The 22310-nt window shown below is 39.6% G+C and carries 18 protein-coding genes, 1 pseudogene and 1 other annotated feature; of the genes and pseudogenes, 5 read left to right on the forward strand and 14 right to left on the reverse strand.

Translation table 11 applies throughout. From position 1 onward, the window contains the following. Positions 1 to 115: 115 nt before the first annotated feature. From GY23_RS15275 to ezrA, 4 genes are all read right to left on the reverse strand, one after another. Positions 116 to 325, reverse strand: a complete 210-nt coding sequence (locus tag GY23_RS15275; protein WP_075620071.1) for an alpha/beta-type small acid-soluble spore protein — start codon at positions 323 to 325, stop codon at positions 116 to 118. A gap of 123 nt (positions 326 to 448) precedes the next feature. Beyond that, the gene (thiI, locus tag GY23_RS15280) at positions 449 to 1654 is read right to left on the reverse strand and encodes a tRNA uracil 4-sulfurtransferase ThiI (RefSeq protein WP_075620072.1); all 1206 of its coding nucleotides are present in this window, start codon (positions 1652 to 1654) and stop codon (positions 449 to 451) included. Positions 1655 to 1661: 7 nt separating this feature from the next. Then, the gene (locus GY23_RS15285; RefSeq protein WP_075620073.1) at positions 1662 to 2795 is read right to left on the reverse strand and encodes a cysteine desulfurase family protein; all 1134 of its coding nucleotides are present in this window, start codon (positions 2793 to 2795) and stop codon (positions 1662 to 1664) included. 181 nt (positions 2796 to 2976) lie between these two features. Further along, entirely contained in the window at positions 2977 to 4677 is a 1701-nt protein-coding gene (gene ezrA, locus GY23_RS15290; RefSeq protein ID WP_075620074.1) for a septation ring formation regulator EzrA, read from the reverse strand. A gap of 417 nt (positions 4678 to 5094) precedes the next feature. On the opposite strand from ezrA, the gene GY23_RS18840 reads away from it, so the two are divergent. Continuing rightward, a complete protein-coding gene (locus GY23_RS18840; RefSeq protein ID WP_245827678.1) occupies positions 5095 to 5427 on the forward strand; it encodes a PHP domain-containing protein in 333 nt (110 codons plus the stop codon). Positions 5428 to 5479: 52 nt separating this feature from the next. Then, entirely contained in the window at positions 5480 to 5959 is a 480-nt protein-coding gene (locus tag GY23_RS15300) for a GAF domain-containing protein (protein ID WP_075620075.1), read from the forward strand. Positions 5960 to 5994: 35 nt separating this feature from the next. Here the strand turns inward: GY23_RS15300 and megL are convergent, their stop codons facing one another. Further along, positions 5995 to 7212, reverse strand: coding sequence for a methionine gamma-lyase (gene megL, locus GY23_RS15305; RefSeq protein ID WP_075620076.1), 1218 nt, complete (start codon positions 7210 to 7212; stop codon positions 5995 to 5997). Between the two features lie 341 nt (positions 7213 to 7553). Here megL and rpsD point away from each other — a divergent pair, with 341 nt between their 5' ends. Then, positions 7554 to 8156: a 30S ribosomal protein S4 gene (gene rpsD / locus GY23_RS15310; protein ID WP_075620077.1), complete on the forward strand. Its 603-nt coding sequence runs from the start codon at positions 7554 to 7556 to the stop codon at positions 8154 to 8156. A 296-nt stretch (positions 8157 to 8452) separates the two neighbouring features. On the opposite strand, the gene GY23_RS15315 is transcribed toward rpsD, so the two are convergent. From GY23_RS15315 to GY23_RS18845, 7 genes and pseudogenes are all read right to left on the reverse strand, one after another. Then, positions 8453 to 9727 carry a TRAP transporter large permease gene (locus GY23_RS15315; protein ID WP_075620078.1) on the reverse strand — a complete coding sequence of 425 codons (1275 nt, stop codon included), beginning with the start codon at positions 9725 to 9727 and terminating at the stop codon, positions 8453 to 8455. Continuing rightward, the gene (locus tag GY23_RS15320) at positions 9724 to 10221 is read right to left on the reverse strand and encodes a TRAP transporter small permease (RefSeq protein ID WP_075620079.1); all 498 of its coding nucleotides are present in this window, start codon (positions 10219 to 10221) and stop codon (positions 9724 to 9726) included. Before GY23_RS15320 ends, GY23_RS15315 begins: the two co-directional genes overlap by 4 nt. 14 nt (positions 10222 to 10235) lie before the next feature. Next, on the reverse strand, positions 10236 to 11267 hold the full coding sequence (locus GY23_RS15325; protein WP_075620080.1) for a TRAP transporter substrate-binding protein: 1032 nt from the start codon (positions 11265 to 11267) through the stop codon (positions 10236 to 10238). Between the two features lie 19 nt (positions 11268 to 11286). Continuing rightward, positions 11287 to 12171: a hydroxymethylglutaryl-CoA lyase gene (locus GY23_RS15330; RefSeq protein ID WP_075620081.1), complete on the reverse strand. Its 885-nt coding sequence runs from the start codon at positions 12169 to 12171 to the stop codon at positions 11287 to 11289. After that, positions 12172 to 13374: a CaiB/BaiF CoA transferase family protein gene (locus GY23_RS15335; RefSeq protein WP_075620082.1), complete on the reverse strand. Its 1203-nt coding sequence runs from the start codon at positions 13372 to 13374 to the stop codon at positions 12172 to 12174. It lies immediately after the preceding gene. Between the two features lie 11 nt (positions 13375 to 13385). Then, positions 13386 to 13976, reverse strand: a complete 591-nt coding sequence (locus GY23_RS15340; protein ID WP_245827679.1) for a GntR family transcriptional regulator — start codon at positions 13974 to 13976, stop codon at positions 13386 to 13388. A gap of 496 nt (positions 13977 to 14472) precedes the next feature. Further along, a pseudogene (locus GY23_RS18845) lies at positions 14473 to 14598 on the reverse strand (manganese catalase family protein); the annotation flags it as partial. Between the two features lie 102 nt (positions 14599 to 14700). Here GY23_RS18845 and GY23_RS15350 point away from each other — a divergent pair. Next, on the forward strand, positions 14701 to 15516 hold the full coding sequence (locus GY23_RS15350) for a cobalamin-binding protein (RefSeq protein ID WP_075620084.1): 816 nt from the start codon (positions 14701 to 14703) through the stop codon (positions 15514 to 15516). Positions 15517 to 15577: 61 nt separating this feature from the next. On the opposite strand, the gene tyrS is transcribed toward GY23_RS15350, so the two are convergent. Next, the gene (gene tyrS, locus GY23_RS15355) at positions 15578 to 16843 is read right to left on the reverse strand and encodes a tyrosine--tRNA ligase (protein WP_075620085.1); all 1266 of its coding nucleotides are present in this window, start codon (positions 16841 to 16843) and stop codon (positions 15578 to 15580) included. 93 nt (positions 16844 to 16936) lie between these two features. Further along, positions 16937 to 17136 (reverse strand) — a binding site (T-box leader). 108 nt (positions 17137 to 17244) lie between these two features. Here tyrS and GY23_RS15360 point away from each other — a divergent pair. After that, positions 17245 to 20262: a transglycosylase domain-containing protein gene (locus GY23_RS15360; RefSeq protein ID WP_084544158.1), complete on the forward strand. Its 3018-nt coding sequence runs from the start codon at positions 17245 to 17247 to the stop codon at positions 20260 to 20262. 190 nt (positions 20263 to 20452) lie between these two features. Here the strand turns inward: GY23_RS15360 and acsA are convergent, their stop codons facing one another. Then, positions 20453 to 22171 (reverse strand): acetate--CoA ligase, encoded by a 1719-nt coding sequence (gene acsA / locus GY23_RS15365; protein WP_075620086.1) that lies wholly within the window; start codon positions 22169 to 22171, stop codon positions 20453 to 20455. Positions 22172 to 22310: the final 139 nt, after the last annotated feature.

Consider the following 22310-nt stretch of genomic DNA (forward strand, 5'->3'; position numbering starts at 1 on the left):
AAATACTTTTATTTTCAGTTTAGCAGCAATGGATAAAGTGATCCAATTATTTACACTTATTGATTTTTACATATAAAAAGACCGGTAGCATATGCTACCGATCTATATTCAATTATTATTGTTGGTTACCGCCCATTTGTCTTTCTGCCATTTGCACTAATCGCTTAGTAATTTCTCCGCCAACGGAACCGTTAGCACGCGATGTTGCATCTGGACCAAGGTTTACACCGAATTCTTGTGCAATTTCATATTTCATTTGATCCAAAGCTTGTGCTACGCCTGGTACTAAAAGTTGATTAGAGTTACCTGAATTGTTGTTTGACATGTCTGTGTCACCTCCTTGTGAAGATAGAATGTGTCGGATTGACCAATTCATGCATTCACAAGAAGTAGTAATTCATGGGAAATTTGTTAGCAATATGATGCTAGACGTTTTTTGCCTAATGCCTTATAGAAGATCTGAGAATTTATCTTGTTGTTTCTTTTTCGGAAACACCATAATTTCTCTATCACTTACAGCCTCTTCAATCATTTCTTCAAATGATTTAAAGCTTTCATAATACTCCACTTTTTCGAGTTTTGGTTTGGTTTTTGGACTAGCAGGTGTAAAGATTGTACAGCAATCTTCATACGGACGAATTGACACTTCATAGGTATCAATTTCCTGAGCAATCCCGATAATATCTTGTTTATCAAATGAAATGAGTGGACGTAGGATTGGCGTGTTTGTTACAGCATTAATAGCTGTTAAACTTTCCAATGTCTGACTAGCGACTTGACCAAGACTTTCCCCGGTAATTATTGCAAGAGCTCCCGTTTCTTCTCGAACTAAATCCGCAATTTTCAACATCATTCGGCGTGTTGTCGTCATGGATACATTCTCCGGTATCTGCTTTTGAATCTGTTCTTGAATGGCTGTAAACGGAATGATATGCAATTTTACAGAAGCACCAAAACGGCTAAGTTTTTCGGCTAAATCCATTACTTTTTCTTTTGACCGTTCACTTGTATAAGGAGGGCTGTAAAAATGTATAGCATCTAGTCGAACGCCGCGTTTCAGCATTTGGTAACCCGCTACAGGACTATCGATTCCACCAGATAACATTAATAGGGATTTACCATTCGAGCCTATTGGTAACCCACCAGCACCTGGGATTACTTGAGCCATCATATATACTGCTTCTCTACGTACTTCTACATGCAGATTAATATCTGGTTTCTTCATTTGTACTTGAAGCTCCGAGAACGCACGAAGAACATTTGAACCAACATATTGTTGAAGTTCATTTGTTTCCATCTCAAAAGGCTTATAAGAACGTTTTACTGTTACTTTAAACGTTTTGTTTTCACGATCAAGTGATTCTATGACTTTGATTGCCGTTTGTTTAATATCTTCAAGATCTTGACTACACGAAGCTACAGGACTAAATGATTGAATGCCAAATATGCTTGGAAGTCTTTTGATTAATTGATCCATTGTTTCTTGATCATTTGGTCGAATAAACATACGATCCCTTTCAGTGACAATTTGAAACTTTGGTAAATCGGCAAATGCATACCGGATATTGTCTCTGAGTCGACCAGTAAATGCATGGCGATTTCTTCCTTTTGTAGATAATTCTCCATAGCGTATTAATATTTCTTTCCATTCCATAGGGTATTTATTCTCCTTTAATTCGCATAATGATTGCTGAAAAATGTTCAATGAAATAATCAATTTGTTGATCGTCATTACTGGTTCCTAAACTAATACGAATTACGCCTTTTTTATAGTCATCTGAAACTCCGATGGCTTGTATGACATGACTGATTTTTGTTTGTTTAGAAGAACATGCACTCGAAGTTGACACAATAATATCTTTAGATTGTAACGCATTTACGAGTACTTCACCTTTTAAATTCCGTACACTGATTGTCAGAATATGTGATGCTGCTCCAAAATCAGATAAGACTTGAACATCTCTTAGCTGACTCATCATCTGACGTAGACGTGTGTTCCATTGTTCATATTTATTTAGCATAATCGGTTGATTTTCGAATGCCAGTCTCATTGCTTTCGCAAAAGCCACAGCTTGGGCAACAGGTACAGTTCCACTTCGTAATCCGAATTCTTGCCCACCACCAACTATCGTTGGTTCAAAAGATACATGGTCTTTCCACGCAACAATTCCTGTACCTTTTAAGCCATTAAACTTATGCCCGGTTAATGTCAGCACATCAGCCCCAAGTAAGGGAAATGACACCGGATATTTACCAAAGCTTTGAACAGCATCCACATGCACAATTGCACGGCTGTTTTGGTGAACCAATCGCGAAATTTCCTCAATTGGCTGTATGCTACCTAATTCATTGTTTATATGCATAATACTGACCAGAATCGTATCTTTACGCAATCTTGCCTGTAGTTCTTCTATTGATATGATCCCTTTTTTATCAACCGGCAAATACTCTACTTCAAATCCTTGTAGCTCTAGTTGTTTCATCGATTCAATGACAGATGGATGTTCAATGGAAGAAGTGATGATGTGTTTTCCTCGGGATTGTACTTTTTTGGCAAGACCATGAATCGCGAAATGATTTGATTCAGTTCCTCCCGACGTGAAAATCACTTTATTATCTTCAGTTCCAAGCATATCGGCCACTTGTTTTCTGGCGCGCGATAAAAGCGTATGTGCGTCTACACCCATTTCATGTAAAGATGCAGGGTTTGCAAAAAACGATTCGTTCACTTTAACAAACGTATCCAATACTTCTTTATGAGGCTTTGTTGTGGCACTATGATCAAAATAATACACGGGTTGTACTCCTTTTCAATGGAAAACCACCAGCACGTGATGTGTGGTGGTTTTTATTGCCTATGTCTAGCTTCAAGCGCCAGCTCGCGGGTCACTTCATGAGATCAGAATGGCGAAGTATTCGCCTTTCTTTTTTCCAGTGCTGGTGTCGAGCTAGTGTGGCGCTTACGCTTTTCTCTAATTATGAACGCCAAGCGTCTTCTTTGACAAGCACTTCGATTCGTTTCATTGCACCTGGTTCTACCTCTTCAACAGCTGTAGCGGCTTCTTCAAGTGCTTTTGTATAACGAAGTTGTCGGAATGCTGCCTCAGCTTCTAATAAACGTTGGTTCATAATCGGATGACTCGCACGGTAGCGATTTCCGTATTGAATAATTCGTTCAATCAGCAAGACATTTTCAAGCATTTCTTTCGCTTTGGCATGTACTTCATTAATACATTTATCAGCCTGTGCCAGATAACTATCAACGAGCTTCATGTTTAGCGGCACTTCTTGTAAGCTCTGCATAACTAAGTAAATATGCTCTTCTGCTTCTTCTAAGCGAACATCCATTTCTTCGGGAATTCCTGGCATATTCGCTTTATGTACCAACCGATCAGTTTCGTGCAACAATCTTTTCAGTTCATTTAAATTAGTTCGAGCACGATTTTCATCTATGCGTAAATTCTTCAAACTATTTGAGAATCGATCTTGTTCTTCATATAGACTTTCTAAATCAGCTGAAATGTACGTTAGCTCATCTTGCAAGCTTGAATAGGCTAATTGGTCTTCATTGGCACGTTGCGCCACTAAATCGTAGCGTTTTTGTAATGCTTCAATTTGTTTCAAGCAAACAAGTGGAATTTCAGCATCTTTTTCAGATATTCGGTAGCTTTGTTGTACATAAGCCGCTTCATTACTTGTTTGGCGAGTAATGGAAGTTACCTCTGCCAATCGAAGTTCCGTAGGTTGTCGATGTTGATCTACATAAAGTTTAGCCATTACTTCTTTTTCAAGCATATCGTAAAATCCTTCAATTTCATCTTTTATCTGTTCCACACGTATTTTCACGTCTGTAATTTCAAGTTGAACTATGGATTCTTTTAGTTGTATTAATTCTTCATCCATTTTATTTAATTGCTGGGTCATTTCAAGATGCTCTAAATAATACGACTTCTCTTCCATTTCACGTTGTCCATTACGAAGTTCGTGAATGCTGGCAGGGATTTTATTTTGAATCTCAGTCAACAATGTCGGAATATCTTGTAGTAGGGCAAAAATATTTCGTGATTCCTCATCTAGACCAATCACGATTTCGCGTGCTTGTAGATAGTTTCCGTTTTCGGTTAGATTGTCATACTCATCAAATTTAGGCTTGAATTGTTCCAGCTTTTTCTCTAATGGAACAGCTGCTGCACCAAAAGAATGTTGATGTGCAAGCAATGTCTTACGAGCTGCACGATATTGTTCACTTATTTGATTCATTTCGACGCGATTTTTCTCATCGCTGCCAATCAATTGTTCTAGTTCCGTTAAAATAAGTGTCATTTGTTCATCACTTTGCTGAATACGTTTGTCGATTTCTTTTTCAATCAATGTTGCACGTTTGAATCGAAATTTATCCACGCTTTCTTCTGCATCAAATAGTAATGAATCAATTTTCGGCATTTGACTATCCATGACTTCGGACCATATATTACGCCAATTCTCAAACATTTCTTCTGTTTGCCCATTCATATTAAGCTGTTTGACTTTCGTCATCTCTTCTAATATAGGTTTGTTTTGAATTTGATGTTTTGCATGCTCAAGTCTTTCAACCTCTATATTGTGTTTACGGCGGATTGTAAATCCTACTACGAGTAGTGCAATTAGTACGATGATTGCAATAATGATAAACTTCATCGTAAGCCCCCTGTTCCCAAATCACGGTCTATGCCATTTCATACTTGTAATCTTACCATGAAACAAACGATTATGTTGACGAAATTAGAAGAATTTTGTTGAATTGATGTAAAATTTCTTAATTGTCTTTATAGGTATCTATTGATTATGAAACAAGATGCTCATATTCACAGTCCCGATTGTCCCCATGGAACGAAGGATGCATTTGAATCATACATAGAAAAACCCCTATGAAATGGATTTACGGATATTTCTTTCACGGAACATGCCCCTTCTCCAAATGATTTTATTGATCCCGTTCCTAATCGTGATAGTTTTTTGGATTCACCACTATCAATTATTCACCTGAATCATTCATGAATTTCTAAGAGCAACTTGGTTCAGTAGAAAACGTTTACTTCCTTCTACTATAAAACCGTGCAAGATTCAATATTAGCCCCACTTGGGTCATTCAATCCTAAAAGAATTGGGCTTCCTACATTAATTGATAAGTTTCAGCATTTTCATCGCGAACTGATACATGAGGAGGAGATGATTCAAAACACGGTGGAATTGATGAGGGATTACCACTATGAACTTGATGTGAATAGTGCTAGTCTAGCTAAGCCATATTGTTTAGAATCCTATCCCCCACAACGTTACATATCATCAGCAAGAGAAAAAGGTGTTCCTCTTGTTTTTGGATCAGATGCTCATAATGTACAAGACTTGCATCAGCAATATGAGAAAGTTTATACTCAATCAAAGTAATGTTTCCATTCATTTTTTTCGGGTGGAATAGAAGAATAAAGAGGTGAAGTTCATGTTTGCTAAATCAACATATTCCGGAAACACTCAAGAACAATATACAATGCTTTCAAAACAACTAGACGCTCTATTAACGGGCGAATCAAATGCAATAGCTAATCTAAGTAATGCTTCGGCGTTATTGAATCAATTTTTCGATCGGATTAACTGGGTTGGTTTTTACTTGATGGAAGATGGAGAACTTGTTTTAGGACCTTTCCAAGGTTTACCTGCTTGTGTACGAATTCCTGTAGGTCGTGGGGTTTGTGGAACTACTGTAGCAAAAAAAGAAACGATGCTTGTACCTGATGTGCATGCATTCCCTGGTCATATTGCGTGTGATGCCGCATCTCAATCCGAAATTGTCGTGCCTCTTATTAAAAACGGTGAAGTAATCGGTGTTCTTGATATTGATAGTCCCGAAAAAGACCGTTTCCACGAAGAAGATCAACAAGGTCTTGAGTTATTCGTTTCGATCTTAATCAAACATATTTAAAATGACGAGGTGATAATAGATCACCTCGTCATTTATTAATTTTGTACAGTTTCCGCTAGATGATTTTCCACTTTAGTAAAAGCTTGTTCCAAATCCGCTCTAATATCATCTACATGCTCAAGCCCAACCGAGACGCGTAAGAGGGAATTTGAAATCCCCATCTGTTCCCGTTCAGTTTCTGGAATAACAGAATGAGTCATTGTTGCGGGATGTTGAATAAGCGTCTCCGCATCTCCCAAGCTAACGGCAATTTTAATCATTTCTAACGAATTCATTAAAAATTGTGCCACTTCTTTCCCGCCATGAATGGTAAAAGAGATTAAACCTCCACCAGATTTCATTTGTTTCTTGGCAATTGCATATTGAGGATGTGCTGGATCAAATGGGTAATAAATTTGATCAACGAGTGGTGATGATTGTAAAAATGCTACTAGATTTTGAGCATTTTCAGAATGGCGATCCATTCGTACATGCAATGTTTTTAATCCTCTCAAAATTAACCAAGCATCGAATGGTGAGATGATGCCACCAATGTCTTTTTGAACTGTCAACCGCAGATTCATCATATCCTCTGCATCTTTTCCTATTAGTAATCCGGCAATGACATCGCCGTGGCCATTAATATACTTTGTGGCACTGTGTAACACGTAGTCAGCACCGAAGTCCAATGGATTTTGTAAGTATGGTGATGAAAATGTGTTATCTACAATCACTTTTAAACCGTGTCTACTGGCAACCCTACAAACAAGTTCCAGATCCACGATTTCCATTGTTGGATTTATTGGTGTTTCAACATATAAACACACTGTCTCGGGTTTAATGCTTTCTTCTATTTCTTGTTCGGTCGACATTGCGTTAAAACTGTGCGATATGTTGTATTTTTCCTGCAACATGTTTAGTAAACCAAATGTGCAGCCGTATATCCCCCTTGAACAAAGTACGTGATCACCGGTTTTCGTTACGTGAATAAGTGCTGCACTTACAGCGGCCATCCCCGACCCAAATGCTAAAGCACTACTCCCATTTTCAAGTTCCGCTATTCGTTCTTCCAAAATACGGACCGTCGGATTTCCAAGTCTCGAATAAATATTCCCTTGTTCTTCCCCAACAAATCGTCGTTCCCCTTGTTCAGCTGAAGGAAATACGAAGGTAGATGTTTGATATAAGGGAATTGATAAGCTATCATGATGTTGCAATGAGTCATACCCCGTGTGTATAATGGCTGTTTCTTTTTGAATGAATTTATTTCCCATGCTAAGCACCCCTTTTCAATGTAAACGCTTTCATTCCATGCACTTCCATCTTACTAGATTCGTTAATTATTGAAAAGGTCAAACGCCTAAGTCTTTTAAATTAATCTTTTGGAAACATATTGACAAGCATGCTAATAATTGATACTATGAAAGTTGTGTAAAATAAAAGCAGCAGTTGTATGGTCTTATTCGTTTCATTTTATTCCTCCATGTATATGGATGGGGTATCGTGTAACCCTTGGCTGCGAGGGCGAAGGTACATGAAAATAAAATGGCAGTTTGATTGATACATCTGGTCTTATTTTACAACAAAATAAAACCACTAAAAGGAGGACATTCACATGTCTCGTTATACAGGTCCTGCATGGAAACTGTCTCGTCGCCTTGGTCTATCACTAAGCGGCACTGGTAAAGAATTAGAAAAACGTCCTTACGCTCCTGGACAACACGGTCCAAACCAACGTAAAAAAATCTCTGAATACGGTTTACAATTACAAGAGAAGCAAAAGCTTCGTCATATGTATGGTGTAAATGAACGCCAATTCCGTACTCTATTCGATAAAGCTGCTAAAATGCCTGGTAAATCTGGTGAGAACTTCATGATCCTTCTTGATACTCGCCTTGATAACATCGTTTACCGTTTAGGTCTTGCTCGCACTCGTCGTGGAGCTCGTCAATTAGTAAACCACGGCCACGTTATGGTTGATGGTAAACGCGTTGACATTCCATCTTACCGTCTAAAAGCAGGTCAAGAAATTTCTCTTCGTGAAAAATCTCAAAACCTTGATATCGTAAATGAGTCTATGGAAGTAAACAACTTCGTTCCTGAATACTTATCTTTCGATGCAGACAAAAAAGTTGGTACATTTGTACGCCTTCCAGAGCGTGGCGAATTATCTGCTGAAATCAATGAAGCATTAATCGTTGAGTACTACTCACGTTAATCTTGATCTCTGTAAGTTGTAGTTTTGAAAGCCCTGAAATCTTGTTAAAACAAGATTTCGGGGCTTTTTCTTTTTATTTGATAATACAAGATAAGGCCGCGACTTTATCGGAGAACTCCATACTAAGGCTTCTTCTTTGTTCCTCATAAAAATACTCAAATGATTCTTCGAGTCCTTGTTCTTGACGAACCAACGATAAGTGTAAAGAGCTCCGTTTCTTTTCTTGTTTGATTAATAGCTATACCATTTAAAAAAGTCGTCACTTGGTTTACACCACAGTGACGACTTTTTATTTGTTAGTGGACGTCCTTGATCAGGAATGTAGCAATCTCAGGGAATATGGAGAGCACGACCATTAATAATAACATGATGATGGCGTATGGAATAACACCTTTTACAATTTCGTCGATGGTATTTGTCCGATCGATCCCTTTCAGTACGAACAAGTTCAGACCTACTGGAGGAGAAATCAAAGCCAGCTCCATATTGATTACCATAATGATGGCGAACCAGATTGGGTCGAATCCTAATGCAATTATGATCGGGTATAGAATCGGTAACGTGATAACCAAAATCGAAATTGTTTCCAGGAACATCCCCAAGATTAACAGTACGATATTGATCAAGATAAAGATAACCCAAGGGTTGACGTCCAGTTCAGTTGCATAATTAGTAATAGTTTGTGGAATCTGCAAGATTGTCATGATATAGCCAAGCAGCATTGCTCCGATAATGATGAACAAAATCATCGCGTTAGTTTTAACGGTAGCAATAATGATTTTCTTGAAGTTTTCCAAGTTCAAATTGCGGTAGAAGAATGCAGCAATCGCAAAGCTCACTACTACACCTACTGCAGCTGCTTCAGTTGGTGTGAAGATGCCCGTGTAAATTCCTCCGATAACGATTACAGGCAACATCAATCCCCAAATTGCAGTTTTGGTCGCTTCCATTCTCTCTTTCCAAGTCGCAGGTGCATCTTTAATGTGGCGCGCTTGATAAGAAGCAAATACCATGAATGAAAGTGTCATGATAATACCTGGTACGATTCCGGCGATGAACAGCTTTCCAATTGATTCTCCGGTCACTGAGCCATAAATAATCATTGGAACGCTTGGCGGAATCAAGATCCCTAGTGTACCACCCGCTGCAAGCAGACCTAATACATGTCTTTTATTATATCCACGTTTGACCATCTCAGGCAAAGCAACCGAACCAATAGTTATGGCAGTAGCTACACTCGATCCGGATATCGCGGCAAATATGGCACAGCAGAAAAGTGTGGCGATAGCCAGACCCCCTGGGAAATGACGGAACCACCGGCTAGCCATTTCGTAAAGATCCCGGCCTACACCACTGACTAATAAAACCTGGCTCATCAAAACATACATTGGTAATGCTGTTAAAGAAAAGTCATCAAGAGCCTTATAGGCAATGATCGGCACTTGCATAAAAGCATCGCTTCCGCCATTAAAGAAGAACATACCAGCTACTGCAAGCATAGCGAGAGCAAACGCTACCGGCAGTCCGAGCAATAAGAGAGTTCCTAAACCGCCTACAAAGAAAATATTCATATGTGCTCACCTCCCTTATGGATCCCGCCGTCGATGATTTGCATAATGAATGCCATGCATAATAGTACGCCCCCTACCGGAAGGACCATTTCCGGCAAATACATCGGAACACGGAGCAATGATGCGGAAGTAATGTCCAGTTCCATCGTATTCATCACATGATGAAAGCCATAGTAGGTGAAGATGATACTGAAAACTAAACCCATTGCATTGGATAAATACGCAAGTAGTGTTTTTATACGATCGTTAACATTGTTTATCAGTAAATCTACTGTTATATGAGCATAGGTCCGTACCGCATATGCACTTCCTAAATAACAGCTTGCAATGATTGCATAAATAGACAGTTCCGTTGCCCAAATCGTCGGTTTGTTGAAAATCCATCTAGAAACGACTTCAAAAAAAATCATGAAGGTTGTCACCATAATGAAAAATCCTGATGCATAAGCACCGAGTTTAATGAGCAGGTCGGAAAATTTATACAGCGATTTCATAATTTTATTCCTCCTTACTGCTCATCTACCATATCAAGCAGTTCTTTCCCTAGATCTCCAGAGTTTTTAGTGAATGCATCCCAAGCCGGTTTTGCAGCTTCTTTCCATTTCGGTAAATCCTCTTCAGGGACTACATAAACTTCCATGCCTTTTTCTTCCAACTGTTTCGCGGTCTTTTCATCTTCAGACTGTGCTTGTGCACGAATCCAATCTTCTGTTTCTTTGGCAGTTTCAGTCAATAAAGCCTGAGTTTTTTCAGGAAGTTTATCCCAGAAGTCTTTATTAATTGATAGTAAGAACTCGAGATACGCATAATTATTGATAGTTAAATATTTTGCTACCTCATCATACTTTCTTTGGACCATTGCCGTAGTTCCTGATGTTGCACCGTCAACTGTTTTTAGTTTAAGAGCCATGTATACTTCACCACCACCCATGAATACTGGTGAAGCTCCATATGCTTTAATCATTTCAGAAGGAATGTCACCGATACTGCGGATTTTCAATCCTTCAAAGTCTTCAGGTGATTCCAAAGGACGCTTATTGTTTGCAAATTGTGCGTAGCCATAGTCAGCGAACATCAAAACCTTCGCGCCTTTATCTTCCATCGCTGTACGCAATTTATCTCCGAATTCTCCATTCAACGCTTCTCCTGCTTTTTCATAGTCCGAAAATACATAGGGAACATCAAATATTCCCATTGCAGGCACAGTGCTTGCCCAAAGTGTTGAAGAATTGACGCCCATTTCAACGCCGCCAGTGAGAATGGACTGGTTCATGTCCTTATCATTTAATAATTGACCTGCTGGATATACTTGCATTTTTACTGCGCCATTGGATTTATCAGTGACATCTTTCACGAATTTTTCAAGACCTTTGGCAATGTGGTGATCTGCCGGCAAGTTATATGCTAATCTGATAGTCGTTTCTTCGTACCCGTCCCCACTTGCATTCACTGCTTTTGTTTCAGGTTCTTCGGTGTTGCATGCTGCCAATAAGAACATTGATATCATTAAGAACGTGATTGCCTTCATCCACTTTTTCATGTTAATATCCCCTTTGTTTTTATCTTTCTACATGTCTGATACGACCCAGTGGATTTTTAGAAGAAAGGCTAGCTGCGTAATCCGCCGCATCAAGCAATTTTCCAAAGTCCAACCCTGTGTCGATATTCATGCGGTGAAATAAATAAACCAAATCCTCCGTTGCTAAGTTGCCCGCTGCTCCAGGTGCAAATGGACAACCCCCTATTCCCGATACCGATGTTTCAAAGATTCGTACTCCTGCTTGGTAGGCAGCGTACGCATTTGCAGATCCCAACCCCCTTGTATCATGCAAATGGATGGTGACAGGCGTTTCTCCTGCAACTTCCAAAACCTTCTTCATCAAGCTCTCTACTTGCTGTGGAACAGCAATTCCAATTGTATCCGCAATCCCGATCCGGTCCGCGCCAGCTTCTTTTACGCGTTTGACGAGACTGAGCACCTGCTCTTCTGAAACTTCCCCTTCATATGGGCACCCAAAGCTCACCGCTATCGAAAAGCAAGTTTTGATGCCATCTTGTTTTGCTTGTTCCACAAGCCTTACAAATTGACTGAAATTCTCATCAATGGTCAAGCCGATATTTTTCTGGTTGAACGTTTCAGTTGCTGAACTTACCCAGTTGACCTCCGATAGCACATGCTCTTTTGCGCGTTCGTAACCTATTAGATTCGGGACAAGTGCGATGGCTTTCAAATCATTGAATTCTGAGACCGCTTCCAATACAGCTGAGGCATCAGCCATTTGCGGCACTTTTGCAGGATGGACAAATGACGTTACTTCCACAGATGACAATCCAGCTTCCATTAAGTGTTTTACTAGATTTACTTTTTCCTCTGTGGAGATAAGCTTTGAATCATTTTGCAGTCCATCGCGAGGACTGACATCGATAATTTTTACATCCGCCATTTATATGACTCCTTGTTCCTTCAGTTTTTTGAACTCATCGAAAGAGAAATTCATAAAGTCGGTATAGATTTCTTCATTGTGCTGGCCAAGACTTGGCCCACTCCACTTGATTTCCCCCGGTGTTTCAGAGAGCTTCGGCACGATTCCTGGCACCAGAACTTTCTTCCCGTCAGGCAATTCGATTTCCTGAAGCATTTCCCGGGCAATGTATTGCTCGTCTTCCACGATTTCCTTTATCCCGTAAATAGGTCCTACCGGTACTGAAACTTCGTCCAAGATCCGCTGGGCTTCTTTCAGGGGATGTTGCCTTGTCCATGCTTCAATCGTCGAATCAATGAACTTTACGTTGTCAGCACGCCCTTGGTTTGTTGAATAGATTGCATCATTTGCTATGTCCTCCCGACCGATTGCAGTCATGAGGCGTTGGAAGATCTTATCCCCATTCCCTCCGATGACTAAGTGATTTCCATCAGCACATTCATATGTATTTGAAGGTGCGATGCCAGGCAATGTACTTCCTGTACGTTCCCTTACTTGCCCTGTCAAATCATATTCTGGCAAAATACCTTCTAGTAAACTAAAAACAGATTCATAGAGTGCAACATCGACAAGCTGCCCTTTTTTCTTGGGGTCTTCCTCCCTTGCACGCAAGGCTATCAAAGTTCCGATAACGGCATAAAGGCCAGCAACCAGATCTCCGATTGCAATACCCACCCTAACAGGTGGCAAGTCAGGGTATCCGGTTAGATATCTTAGACCTCCGATTGCCTCTGCAACACTTCCAAACCCTGGCTTTTCCCGGTAAGGTCCAGTTTGGCCGTAGCCTGAAACTCTTGTCATGATGATTGAAGGATTTACTTTCCTCAGATCCTCCAATCCAAGTCCCCATCGCTCCAATGTGCCTGGTTTGAAGTTCTCGAGCACCACATCCACTTTCTCCGATAGCTGGCGAATGATTTCCTGCCCTTCCGGTTCCCGCATATTGACAGTAATCGATTTTTTGTTTCGGGATTGAACATACCACCAAACGGAAGTGTCATTGTGCATCACACGCCAGTTTCTTAGGGGGTCCCCTTTTGTCGGCTCCTCCACTTTTATCACTTCAGCGCCAAATTCCGATAAGATTTTCCCTGCAAATGGAGCTGCGACCAAGTTACCTAATTCTAAAATTCTTATGCCTTCAAGAGGCAGCTTTTTCATCATTTCTTTCCCTCCTAGACTTTCGAGCAAAATTCCATGAACAGAATGTAATCGCTTTCAATATGAGCTTTCATTAAACGTTTGGCTGCTTCAGCATCCTGGTCCACTATCGCTTGGAATATCCGTTGGTGCTCTATAATGGCATGTTCCATATGGAGCGGATATTCTTCAAGAATCGATTTGCGGTAGAAACTATTGACCCCGCGAAGAGCCGTCAGCATGGTAACGAGAAACTTGTTTCCTGTAGCCATAATAATGGCTTCATGGAAATTAACATTCGCATCATGGGCTTTTTTCAGGCTATTCGTTTCTGAAATTTTGCCCATCTGCAATAAAGAAGTGCGAATTGTCTCAAGCTGTTCATTAGTCCTGCGTTCAGCAGAATAAAAAGCGGCTAGCGGTTCCATTTCAACCCGGCACTCATACAGATACTGATAATCTTCGATTGATGGTTCGACAACTGTCACCCCTGCTGAACCATTCACAAAGAGCAGACCATCTTTTTCAAGCATACGGATGGATTCACGAATCGGGCTACGGCTCACCTGCAGCTCCTCGGCAATCTTTTCTTCTATCAACCTCTCACCAGGCTTCAAACGCCCCAAAAGGATCTGTTCCTTTAAGTAGTCATACACTTGAGTTTTTAAAGTTGCCCTTTTTTTTATTACGGATTCTATGATTCTCGCCTCTTTTCATTTTTCGTCGACTGTATACAATTTACTCTACGTTAGAATAATCAAAATAATTCAAATAGTCAACCATATTTTTAAAATTTTAATACTTAAACCTATTACCTAGTCCTAGTCCCTACCAATATTCTTTCATATGGTGGCTCTAACTTAAAAATTATTGCTGAAAGATTAAGGTATAACTCCATAATGATTTATGAGATATATAGGACATATCGGGAAGGAATTGAAGAATGAATCAGTTGCAATGTTTAGTCAAAACATAGACGCAAGTGGGGCTGAATTTGAGTTATTTTCACAAGAAAAAGCGACTTCTCCTTTGTGGAAAAGCCGCTTTTTTTATTGCTTTTACGCATTCAAATCTGATAGTCCAGGACTGTGTTCATTTGGCACTTCAGGTAAGCTAGGCACCTTCGAGAAATATTCCCCGGATTAAATCGCGATACGGTTTTGCTTTTCCACGAAAGTTTGCACTTTGAAAAGAATATTGTATCATGGTTCTCATTTCTCCAAAACGTCCACCTAGTACTTCTTGAAGATGTGACTTCAGAATGAATTTTATTTGAGTTTTACTACTTGAGTACTTTCGTTATTATTTTCAGGTATATGGTAAACTATTAAAAAAGTGGAGGAGTCTAAAATGCGTTTAATCTCACTTTGTCCCAGTAATACTGAATTGCTGGCTTACTTAAGTTTGACAAAATACTTAGTCGCACTCGATGATTTTTCTGATTGGCCAGCTTCGGTTCAACATTTACCTCGATTAGGTCCGGACTTATCAATCGATATCGATGCACTTGAAGAGTTAAAACCAGATTTAGTGTTAGCTTCTCTTAGTGTTCCCGGTATGGAGAAGAATGTGAACGAATTAGTGTCACGTGGAATTCCACATCTAGTATTGGACCCTCAAAGTTTAGAAGATATCGCTACCGATTTATTGTCTGTTGGTGATGCATGTGGAATTTCTGAACACTCGGAGCTAGTGGTATCCGAATATAGAAAGTTTGTATACGATATGAAAGATTGTGCTTCCCGTGTTTTATCCCTTCCTGAACTTTACTGGGAATGGTGGCCAAAACCGATCTTTACCCCAGGTAAAATTAATTGGCTAACAGAAGTCAGTGAAATTGCAGGTGGACGGAATGTTTTTCGGGATGTCGAACTAGCGAGTATTCAAACGGATTGGGAAGATGTATTGCGTCGCAACCCGGATTATATTTTTTTAGCTTGGGTTGGTGTTAGGCGGGCCAAAGTGAATACGAAAGTGGTCGAAAAACGTCCTAGATTTGATGAGCTAACGGATTTACAGAAAAATCAACTCTATATAATGGAGGAAGAATTGTATTGTCGACCTTCCCCACGCTTACTAGAAGGTGCTTTTAAGTTGGCAAATATCTTACACCCAGATGTTTATGGAGATTTAGAGTTACCGAAATGGATCTTGGTAAACAAATAAGTGATAAATAGAAAAAAGCTGACTTGACCACTAAAAAGGTCAACAAGTCAGCTTCTTTTTATTATACGAATTTCACCATGTGATACTTTTTCTTCCCGCGACGTACAATCGCAAATGAATCATCCAATCGGTCGGCAGATCCCATAATGTGATCCACAGCAGTTAATTTTTCACCGTTTATAGTGATGGCTCCATTCGCTACGTCTTCACGTGCCTGACGCTTAGAAGGAGAAACACCCGCTTCCACTAATAGGTCCACGATATTTTTGTCTTCTTTTGCCACTTCAATAGTTGGAACGTCTTTGAACACTTCTTTCACTTCGCTAGCAGATAATGCTTTGATATCCCCACTAAATAGTGCTTGAGTGATGCGGATAGCATTATCCAATGCATCTTGACCGTGAATCATTCGTGTCATTTCTTCAGCAAGAGCTTTTTGTGCTTTTCGTAAATGCGGCTCTTCTGCAACGGTCACTTCAAATGCTTCGATTTCTTCACGCGTTAAGAATGTAAAGATTTTCATGTATTTCACAACATCCGCATCCGCTGTGTTTACCCAAAATTGGTAGAACTCATATGGAGATGTCTTTTCAGGATCCAACCACACAGCACCTGATGCAGATTTACCAAATTTCGTTCCATCAGCTTTAGTCACTAATGGAATTGTCATACCGAAAGCTTTTGACTCTTCTGTATGAGTTTTACGAATCATTTCCAGTCCAGTTGTGATATTCCCCCACTGATCTGATCCACCCACTTGAATACGGCAATTATGTGAATTGTATAAGTGATTGTAATCTATCGCTTGTATTAACATGTAGGAGAATTCAGTAAAGGATATCCCTCCATCCAATCGAGAAGCTACTGTATCTTTCGCTAACATGTAGTTAACTCCGATATATTTCCCGTAGTCACGTAAAAATTCAATCACGTCCATAGACCCAATCCAGTCCCGATTGTTAACCAAAACCGCACCATTATCAGAACTAAAATCAAAGATACGCTCCATTTGAATTTTTAGTCCCTTAACATTTTGATCAATTTGCTCAGTTGTCTGAAGTTGACGTTCTTCACTTCGACCAGAAGGATCGCCAATCATACCTGTTGCCCCACCAATCAATAGGATTGGTTGGTGACCTTGTAATTGAAAACGACGTAATGTTAATAGTGGAACGATATGTCCAATATGCATACTATCTGCTGTTGGATCAACACCGCAGTATAATGAAATCGATTCATTATTTAAAAGATCCACCATACCTTTCTCATCTGTCAATTGGTAGGCTAGACCTCTCCATTTCAAGTCTTCAATCAGTTCGTTTGTCATCTTCTGTTCCTCCTTGAAAATTATATGCTTCCATCTGTCATACAATCGTGCAGTTGAACAATAAAAAAGTCCCTGCACGATTAATTAAAATCATGCAGGGACGCTAACTTTCATTTGCGCGGTACCACCCAGCTTGAAGGGAAATCCCTTCCGCTCTTCAGACACAGTATCGTTGTGTTGACGTTTGAGCTCCCAGCCTGTAATTCATGTATGCACACTGACCAACTTGCACCACCCGTTGGCTCTCTAAACAGCTCTTGCATTCATTACTTCGGACTCTTCATCACTCAAATCACTATATATTTTTTCATTTTACGCCTTAAATTTTCGTTGTCAATAAATATATTTGAATTCAACCTTTCTGTGATATAATAGGACAAGATTTTAGGAGGTCGATTCTATTGAATGATCAAGTAAAAAAGTGGGTCAAACAAATAAAAGATTATTGGCTTAAAGGAAAAAAACCATTAAATAAAACTTGGAATAGATGGACTAGCACAGGATTGGCAAAAGGAGTCCGCATCACTTCAGGTGTAATTTGGAATCTGGGAATCATCTTATTTATTATTTTGATTACTGGCGGAGTTTTCGTCGGATCAGTTGGGGCTGGCTATTTTGCCTCTCTAGTCGATCAAGAACCATTATTGGAAGAAAAAGATATGCGTGCATCCATCTTTAGTTATGAAGAAACATCGGAAGTCTATTTTGCTGACAACGTCTATTTAGGAAAGTTGAGAACAGATTTAGATCGTCGAGAGACGAAACTTGATGCTGTTTCTCCTTATGTGTTAGATGCCGTTTATGCGACTGAGGATGAATATTTCACAGTTCATGACGGCATTGTACCAAAAGCTATTATTCGAGGATTACTTCAAGATGTGACCAATTCTGATAACCAAACAGGTGGATCCACACTTACGCAACAAATAATAAAAAATCAAATCTTAACGAACGAAGTTTCATATGAACGTAAAGCAAAAGAGATTCTCTTAGCTATGCGTATTGAAAAATTCATGGACAAAGATGAAATTTTAGAGGCTTATTTAAATATTATTCCTTACGGCCGAAATGCTTCAGGTAATCCGATTGCCGGTATCGAGACAGCAGCAGAAGGAATTTTTAATGTCAAGGCGAAAGATTTGAATTTACCACAGGCAGCATTTATTGCCGGTATTCCTCAAGCACCTTTTGCTCACACCCCTTTCACTAATAAAGGCAAAATGAAAGACAAAGCAGGATTGAAACCTGGTATTGATCGTATGTTAACAGTCCTTTATCGAATGAAAGAAACTGGCTACATCACAGAAACTGAATACAATTCAGCGATTGCATATGATATTAAAAAAGATTTCCGTAAACCTGAAAAACTGCCACAAGAAAGATATCCTTTCTTAACTTATGAGCTAGAACGCCAAGCGAAACAAATTATTGCCGAAATGTTTGCCAAAAAAGACAATATCGATCCAAATCGATTGAAAGAAGAAAAAAAATTAGAAGAGAAATATGAAATATTAGCAGATCGTGCATTACGAACGAATGGATACCGCATTCATTCAACTATTGATAAAAACCTTTATGATGCCCATCAGAAAGTAAAAGATGAGTTTAAAAACTTTGGTCCTACTATCAAAGTTGAAAAATACAATGCTGAGACTCAAGCAAATGAATGGGTTGATGAACCTGTACAAGTCGGCAGTGTCATGATGGAAAATAGCACGGGACGGGTACTAAGTTTTATTGGTGGTCGTGACTATCATATCGAAGCATCAAACCATGCAACGATAAGATATCGTCAAAATGGATCCACAATGAAACCCCTTGTCGGGTATGGGCCGGCGATTGAATACGGTGTAATTGGTGCAGGAAGTCCTGTCGTCGATATCAAATTGGATAATTTTCATGATAACGGAAAACTATGGGATCCAAGAAACTTTAACAGTAACCAAGAGTTGGGTGTGATTCCTGCACGACAAGCTCTTGCAACATCTCAAAACTTAGCGGCTGTACGCCTTTACGATACAATTAAAGACCGAAAACCTACATCATACTTAGAGAAAATGAATTTTTCTCATGTTGAAGAGAACACACATTTAAAACGTTCAACCGTCCTTGGAACAGTTGAGGTTTCGGTTCTAGAAAACACGAATGCCTACTCAACATTAGCAAATGGTGGCCAATATATTGAATCTTATATGATTGAAAAAATAGAAGATGCGGAAGGTAAGACTCTCTTCCAACATCAGTCAGAGGCTGTTCCGGTATATACTCCACAAACATCCTATATTGTGACGGATATGTTACGTGATGTTATGAGCATGGGAACTGGAACTAAAGCGAATAGTGAATTGAAGTTCAGATCTGATTTCGCTGCAAAATCTGGAACTACAAATGATGCACATGATGTTTGGTTTATGGGATATAATCCATCCATCACCTTGGGTGTGTGGTTGGGCTATGATACACCAACCAATTTAAACAGATCGAATGGAACCTATGGGTTACCAGCAGGACGCGTCAATACGTTATGGGCAAGAATAATGAATAGCTCGTATGATGTAAATCCAGAATTAATCGATCCCAATATTGAATTCAAGGTTCCTAAAGGAGTTGTTACACGTTCGTTCTGTGCTATTTCAGGTTTATCACCTTCTAACGAATGTTCAAATGCAGGGCTTGTGACTTCTGATTTATTTAATGAAAATGTTTTTGTTCCAAATAAACCTGATGATAGCTTTGTTTCTTCTTCCTATGTAATGATTAAAGAAAAACGTTACCGTGCCCTCCCTACGACTCCTTCTGAATTTTTAGTCCAAGGTGGAGTTGGAGTAAATAAAGAATTTATCAATCGAATGTTAGGAGCATTTGGTGGTGATGCCAGCAAGCTCTTCCCGCAGAATTCTAGTTTTGCAAACCGTGTTGTCTCGGAAGATACATTTGAAGCTGACGGTGCAGCACCTAGCACTGTTAACGCTACATTAACAGGTAATACACTCACTTGGTCAGATTCTGCATCTAATGATGTCGTTGGATACCGTGTATTCCGTCGATCTAGCGGAGGCAATACACTTTTAGCTTCTATTAAAGAAGCAAGTAACAATTCTTACCAAGTCAATGGACCTGGTGAGTACTACGTAGTAGCAGTCGATATTACAGGGAATCAATCTTCTGTCTCTAATATGGCAAAAATCGAAACACCAACGCCTGACCCAACGCCAGAGCCAAAACCAGATCCGAAACCAGATCCAAAACCAGACCCAAAACCGGATCCAAAACCAGACCCGAAACCGGATCCGAAACCAGATCCAAAACCAGATCCGAAACCAGACCCAAAACCAGACCCGAAACCAGATCCAAAACCAGATCCAAAACCAGACCCGAAACCAGATCCAACACCACCACCTGGGAATGGAAAAGACTAATAGACTCCAATGCCTGAAAGTGGACATGTTGAATATTTTATATACAAAAAAGCTGTGGAACTTATCAAATGATAAGTTCCACAGCTTTTATTTTTTGCTATGTTATAGAATGCTGTTTATGCATATACAAAGTGCAGCTAACGTAAATTTACGAAAATCAAAAAATTCGATTCACATTGCTATTTTAAAATTAATCTTCCATTGTTGATAAATCGCCCGTTGGTAAATCCAGCTCCCACGCTTTTAAGACGCGTCGCATGATTTTTCCACTACGTGTTTTCGGAAGTTTGTCTTTAAATTCAATTTCACGAGGAGCAGCATGTGCAGCCAACCCTTTTTTCACAAATTGCTTGATATCTTGGATTAATTCCTCTGATGGTTCGTAACCATCATGTAAGGCAACAAAAGCTTTAATAATTTCTCCACGAACTGGATCTGGTTTTCCGATTACGCCAGCTTCAACGATAGCTGGATGTTCGAGAAGCTTGCTTTCGACTTCAAATGGACCAACACGTTCTCCTGATGTCATGATGACATCATCCACTCGCCCTTGGAACCAGAAATAACCATCTTCATCCATGTAAGCAGAATCACCGGAGACATACCATTCATCGTTAAGGAAATAAGATTGATACTTTTCAGGGTTGTTCCAAATTTGACGCATCATTGATGGCCATCCTTTTTTCAGTGCCAAGTTCCCCATCGAATATGGAGGAAGCTCGACTCCACGATCGTCCACGATTGCTGCCGTTACGCCGGGAATTGGTTTACCCATAGAACCAGGACGGATCGGGAGGCACGCATAGTTACAAATCATCTGAGCCCCTGTTTCTGTCATCCACCATGTGTCATGAATACGATGATGGAACACTTCTGCTCCCCACCGAATTACTTCGGGATTTAAAGGTTCTCCAACAGATAGGATATGTCTCAGTGAAGACAAGTCATAGTCTTTCACTAAGGCATCTCCAGCCCCCATTAACATACGGAAAGCAGTGGGTGCACTATACCAAATAGTTACACCAAAATCTTCTATTGTTTTATACCAAGTATCGGGAGAAAAACGACCGCCTAATACAACCATTGTTGTTCCAGTTAACCAAGGCCCAAAGATCCCATAAGATGTTCCAGTTACCCAACCCGGGTCAGCAGTACACCAATAAATATCTTGTTCTTTTAAATCAAGAACCCATTTAGCTGTTTGATAGTGTTGTAGCATGGCTTCTTGTACGTGCAGAACCCCTTTAGGTTTGCCCGTTGAACCCGATGTATAATGAAGAACTAATCCATCTTCTTTATCAAGCCATTCGACTTGGAAATAAGGAGATGCACTTTCAACATGTTTCATAAAATCTATTGTGTTGTTATTTTCCACGATATTTTCTCCGACTAAAATAACCGTTTCTAAATGCGGTAATTTATCTACTGGAATACGATTTAATAGTTCTGGTGTCGTCACAATCACTTTAGCTTCACTATCATCTAAACGATCGTATACTGCACCTTCCATAAACGCTTCAAATAGTGGACCAACAATGACACCCATCTTTAATGCACCAATGAGTGCAAAATATAATTCTGGAGATCGTGGCATAAAAATGAATAAACGGTCTCCTTTTTCTAGGTTTGTATGCGTTTTCAATACATTTGCAGCTTTATTCGTCCATTTTTTCATTTCATGGAACGTATAGGATTCTTGACGGTTCGCATCTTTATAATAAAGTGCTACTTTGTTTTTCCGATCTGAATTTGCATGACGGTCGATGGCTTCATGTGCCGCATTCATTCGCCCCGTTTCATACCAACTAAATTCTTTTTCTACTTCAGACCAATCAAAGTTGGCTGCTTTTTCGTCGTAACTTTGGAGTAAATAATCTCCTTGAACGACAGGAAGTGCTTCAAGTTTCATGTCTACCACCCTCTCAAAATACGATACAAGTACTAGTTTACATTAAATTGCAAGTTAATGGCGAATAATATAACTTTTTTGAATACATTTTTTTTAGAAATTGGTGAATTTGTTTTTCTTCGGTTTTATTCACTCAGAA

This window comes from Paenisporosarcina indica (assembly GCF_001939075.1).
GTDB lineage: Bacteria > Bacillota > Bacilli > Bacillales_A > Planococcaceae > Paenisporosarcina > Paenisporosarcina indica.

Coding starts and splice junctions, on each gene's coding strand:
- GY23_RS15275 (WP_075620071.1), bottom strand. CDS start 325: ATGTCAAACAACAATTCAGGTAACTCTAATCAACTTTTAGTACCAGGC.
- thiI (WP_075620072.1), bottom strand. CDS start 1,654: ATGGAATGGAAAGAAATATTAATACGCTATGGAGAATTATCTACAAAA.
- ezrA (WP_075620074.1), bottom strand. CDS start 4,677: ATGAAGTTTATCATTATTGCAATCATCGTACTAATTGCACTACTCGTA.
- GY23_RS15300 (WP_075620075.1), top strand. CDS start 5,480: ATGTTTGCTAAATCAACATATTCCGGAAACACTCAAGAACAATATACA.
- megL (WP_075620076.1), bottom strand. CDS start 7,212: ATGGGAAATAAATTCATTCAAAAAGAAACAGCCATTATACACACGGGG.
- rpsD (WP_075620077.1), top strand. CDS start 7,554: ATGTCTCGTTATACAGGTCCTGCATGGAAACTGTCTCGTCGCCTTGGT.
- GY23_RS15315 (WP_075620078.1), bottom strand. CDS start 9,727: ATGAATATTTTCTTTGTAGGCGGTTTAGGAACTCTCTTATTGCTCGGA.
- GY23_RS15320 (WP_075620079.1), bottom strand. CDS start 10,221: ATGAAATCGCTGTATAAATTTTCCGACCTGCTCATTAAACTCGGTGCT.
- GY23_RS15325 (WP_075620080.1), bottom strand. CDS start 11,267: ATGAAAAAGTGGATGAAGGCAATCACGTTCTTAATGATATCAATGTTC.
- GY23_RS15330 (WP_075620081.1), bottom strand. CDS start 12,171: ATGGCGGATGTAAAAATTATCGATGTCAGTCCTCGCGATGGACTGCAA.
- GY23_RS15335 (WP_075620082.1), bottom strand. CDS start 13,374: ATGATGAAAAAGCTGCCTCTTGAAGGCATAAGAATTTTAGAATTAGGT.
- GY23_RS15350 (WP_075620084.1), top strand. CDS start 14,701: ATGCGTTTAATCTCACTTTGTCCCAGTAATACTGAATTGCTGGCTTAC.
- tyrS (WP_075620085.1), bottom strand. CDS start 16,843: ATGACAAACGAACTGATTGAAGACTTGAAATGGAGAGGTCTAGCCTAC.
- acsA (WP_075620086.1), bottom strand. CDS start 22,171: ATGAAACTTGAAGCACTTCCTGTCGTTCAAGGAGATTATTTACTCCAA.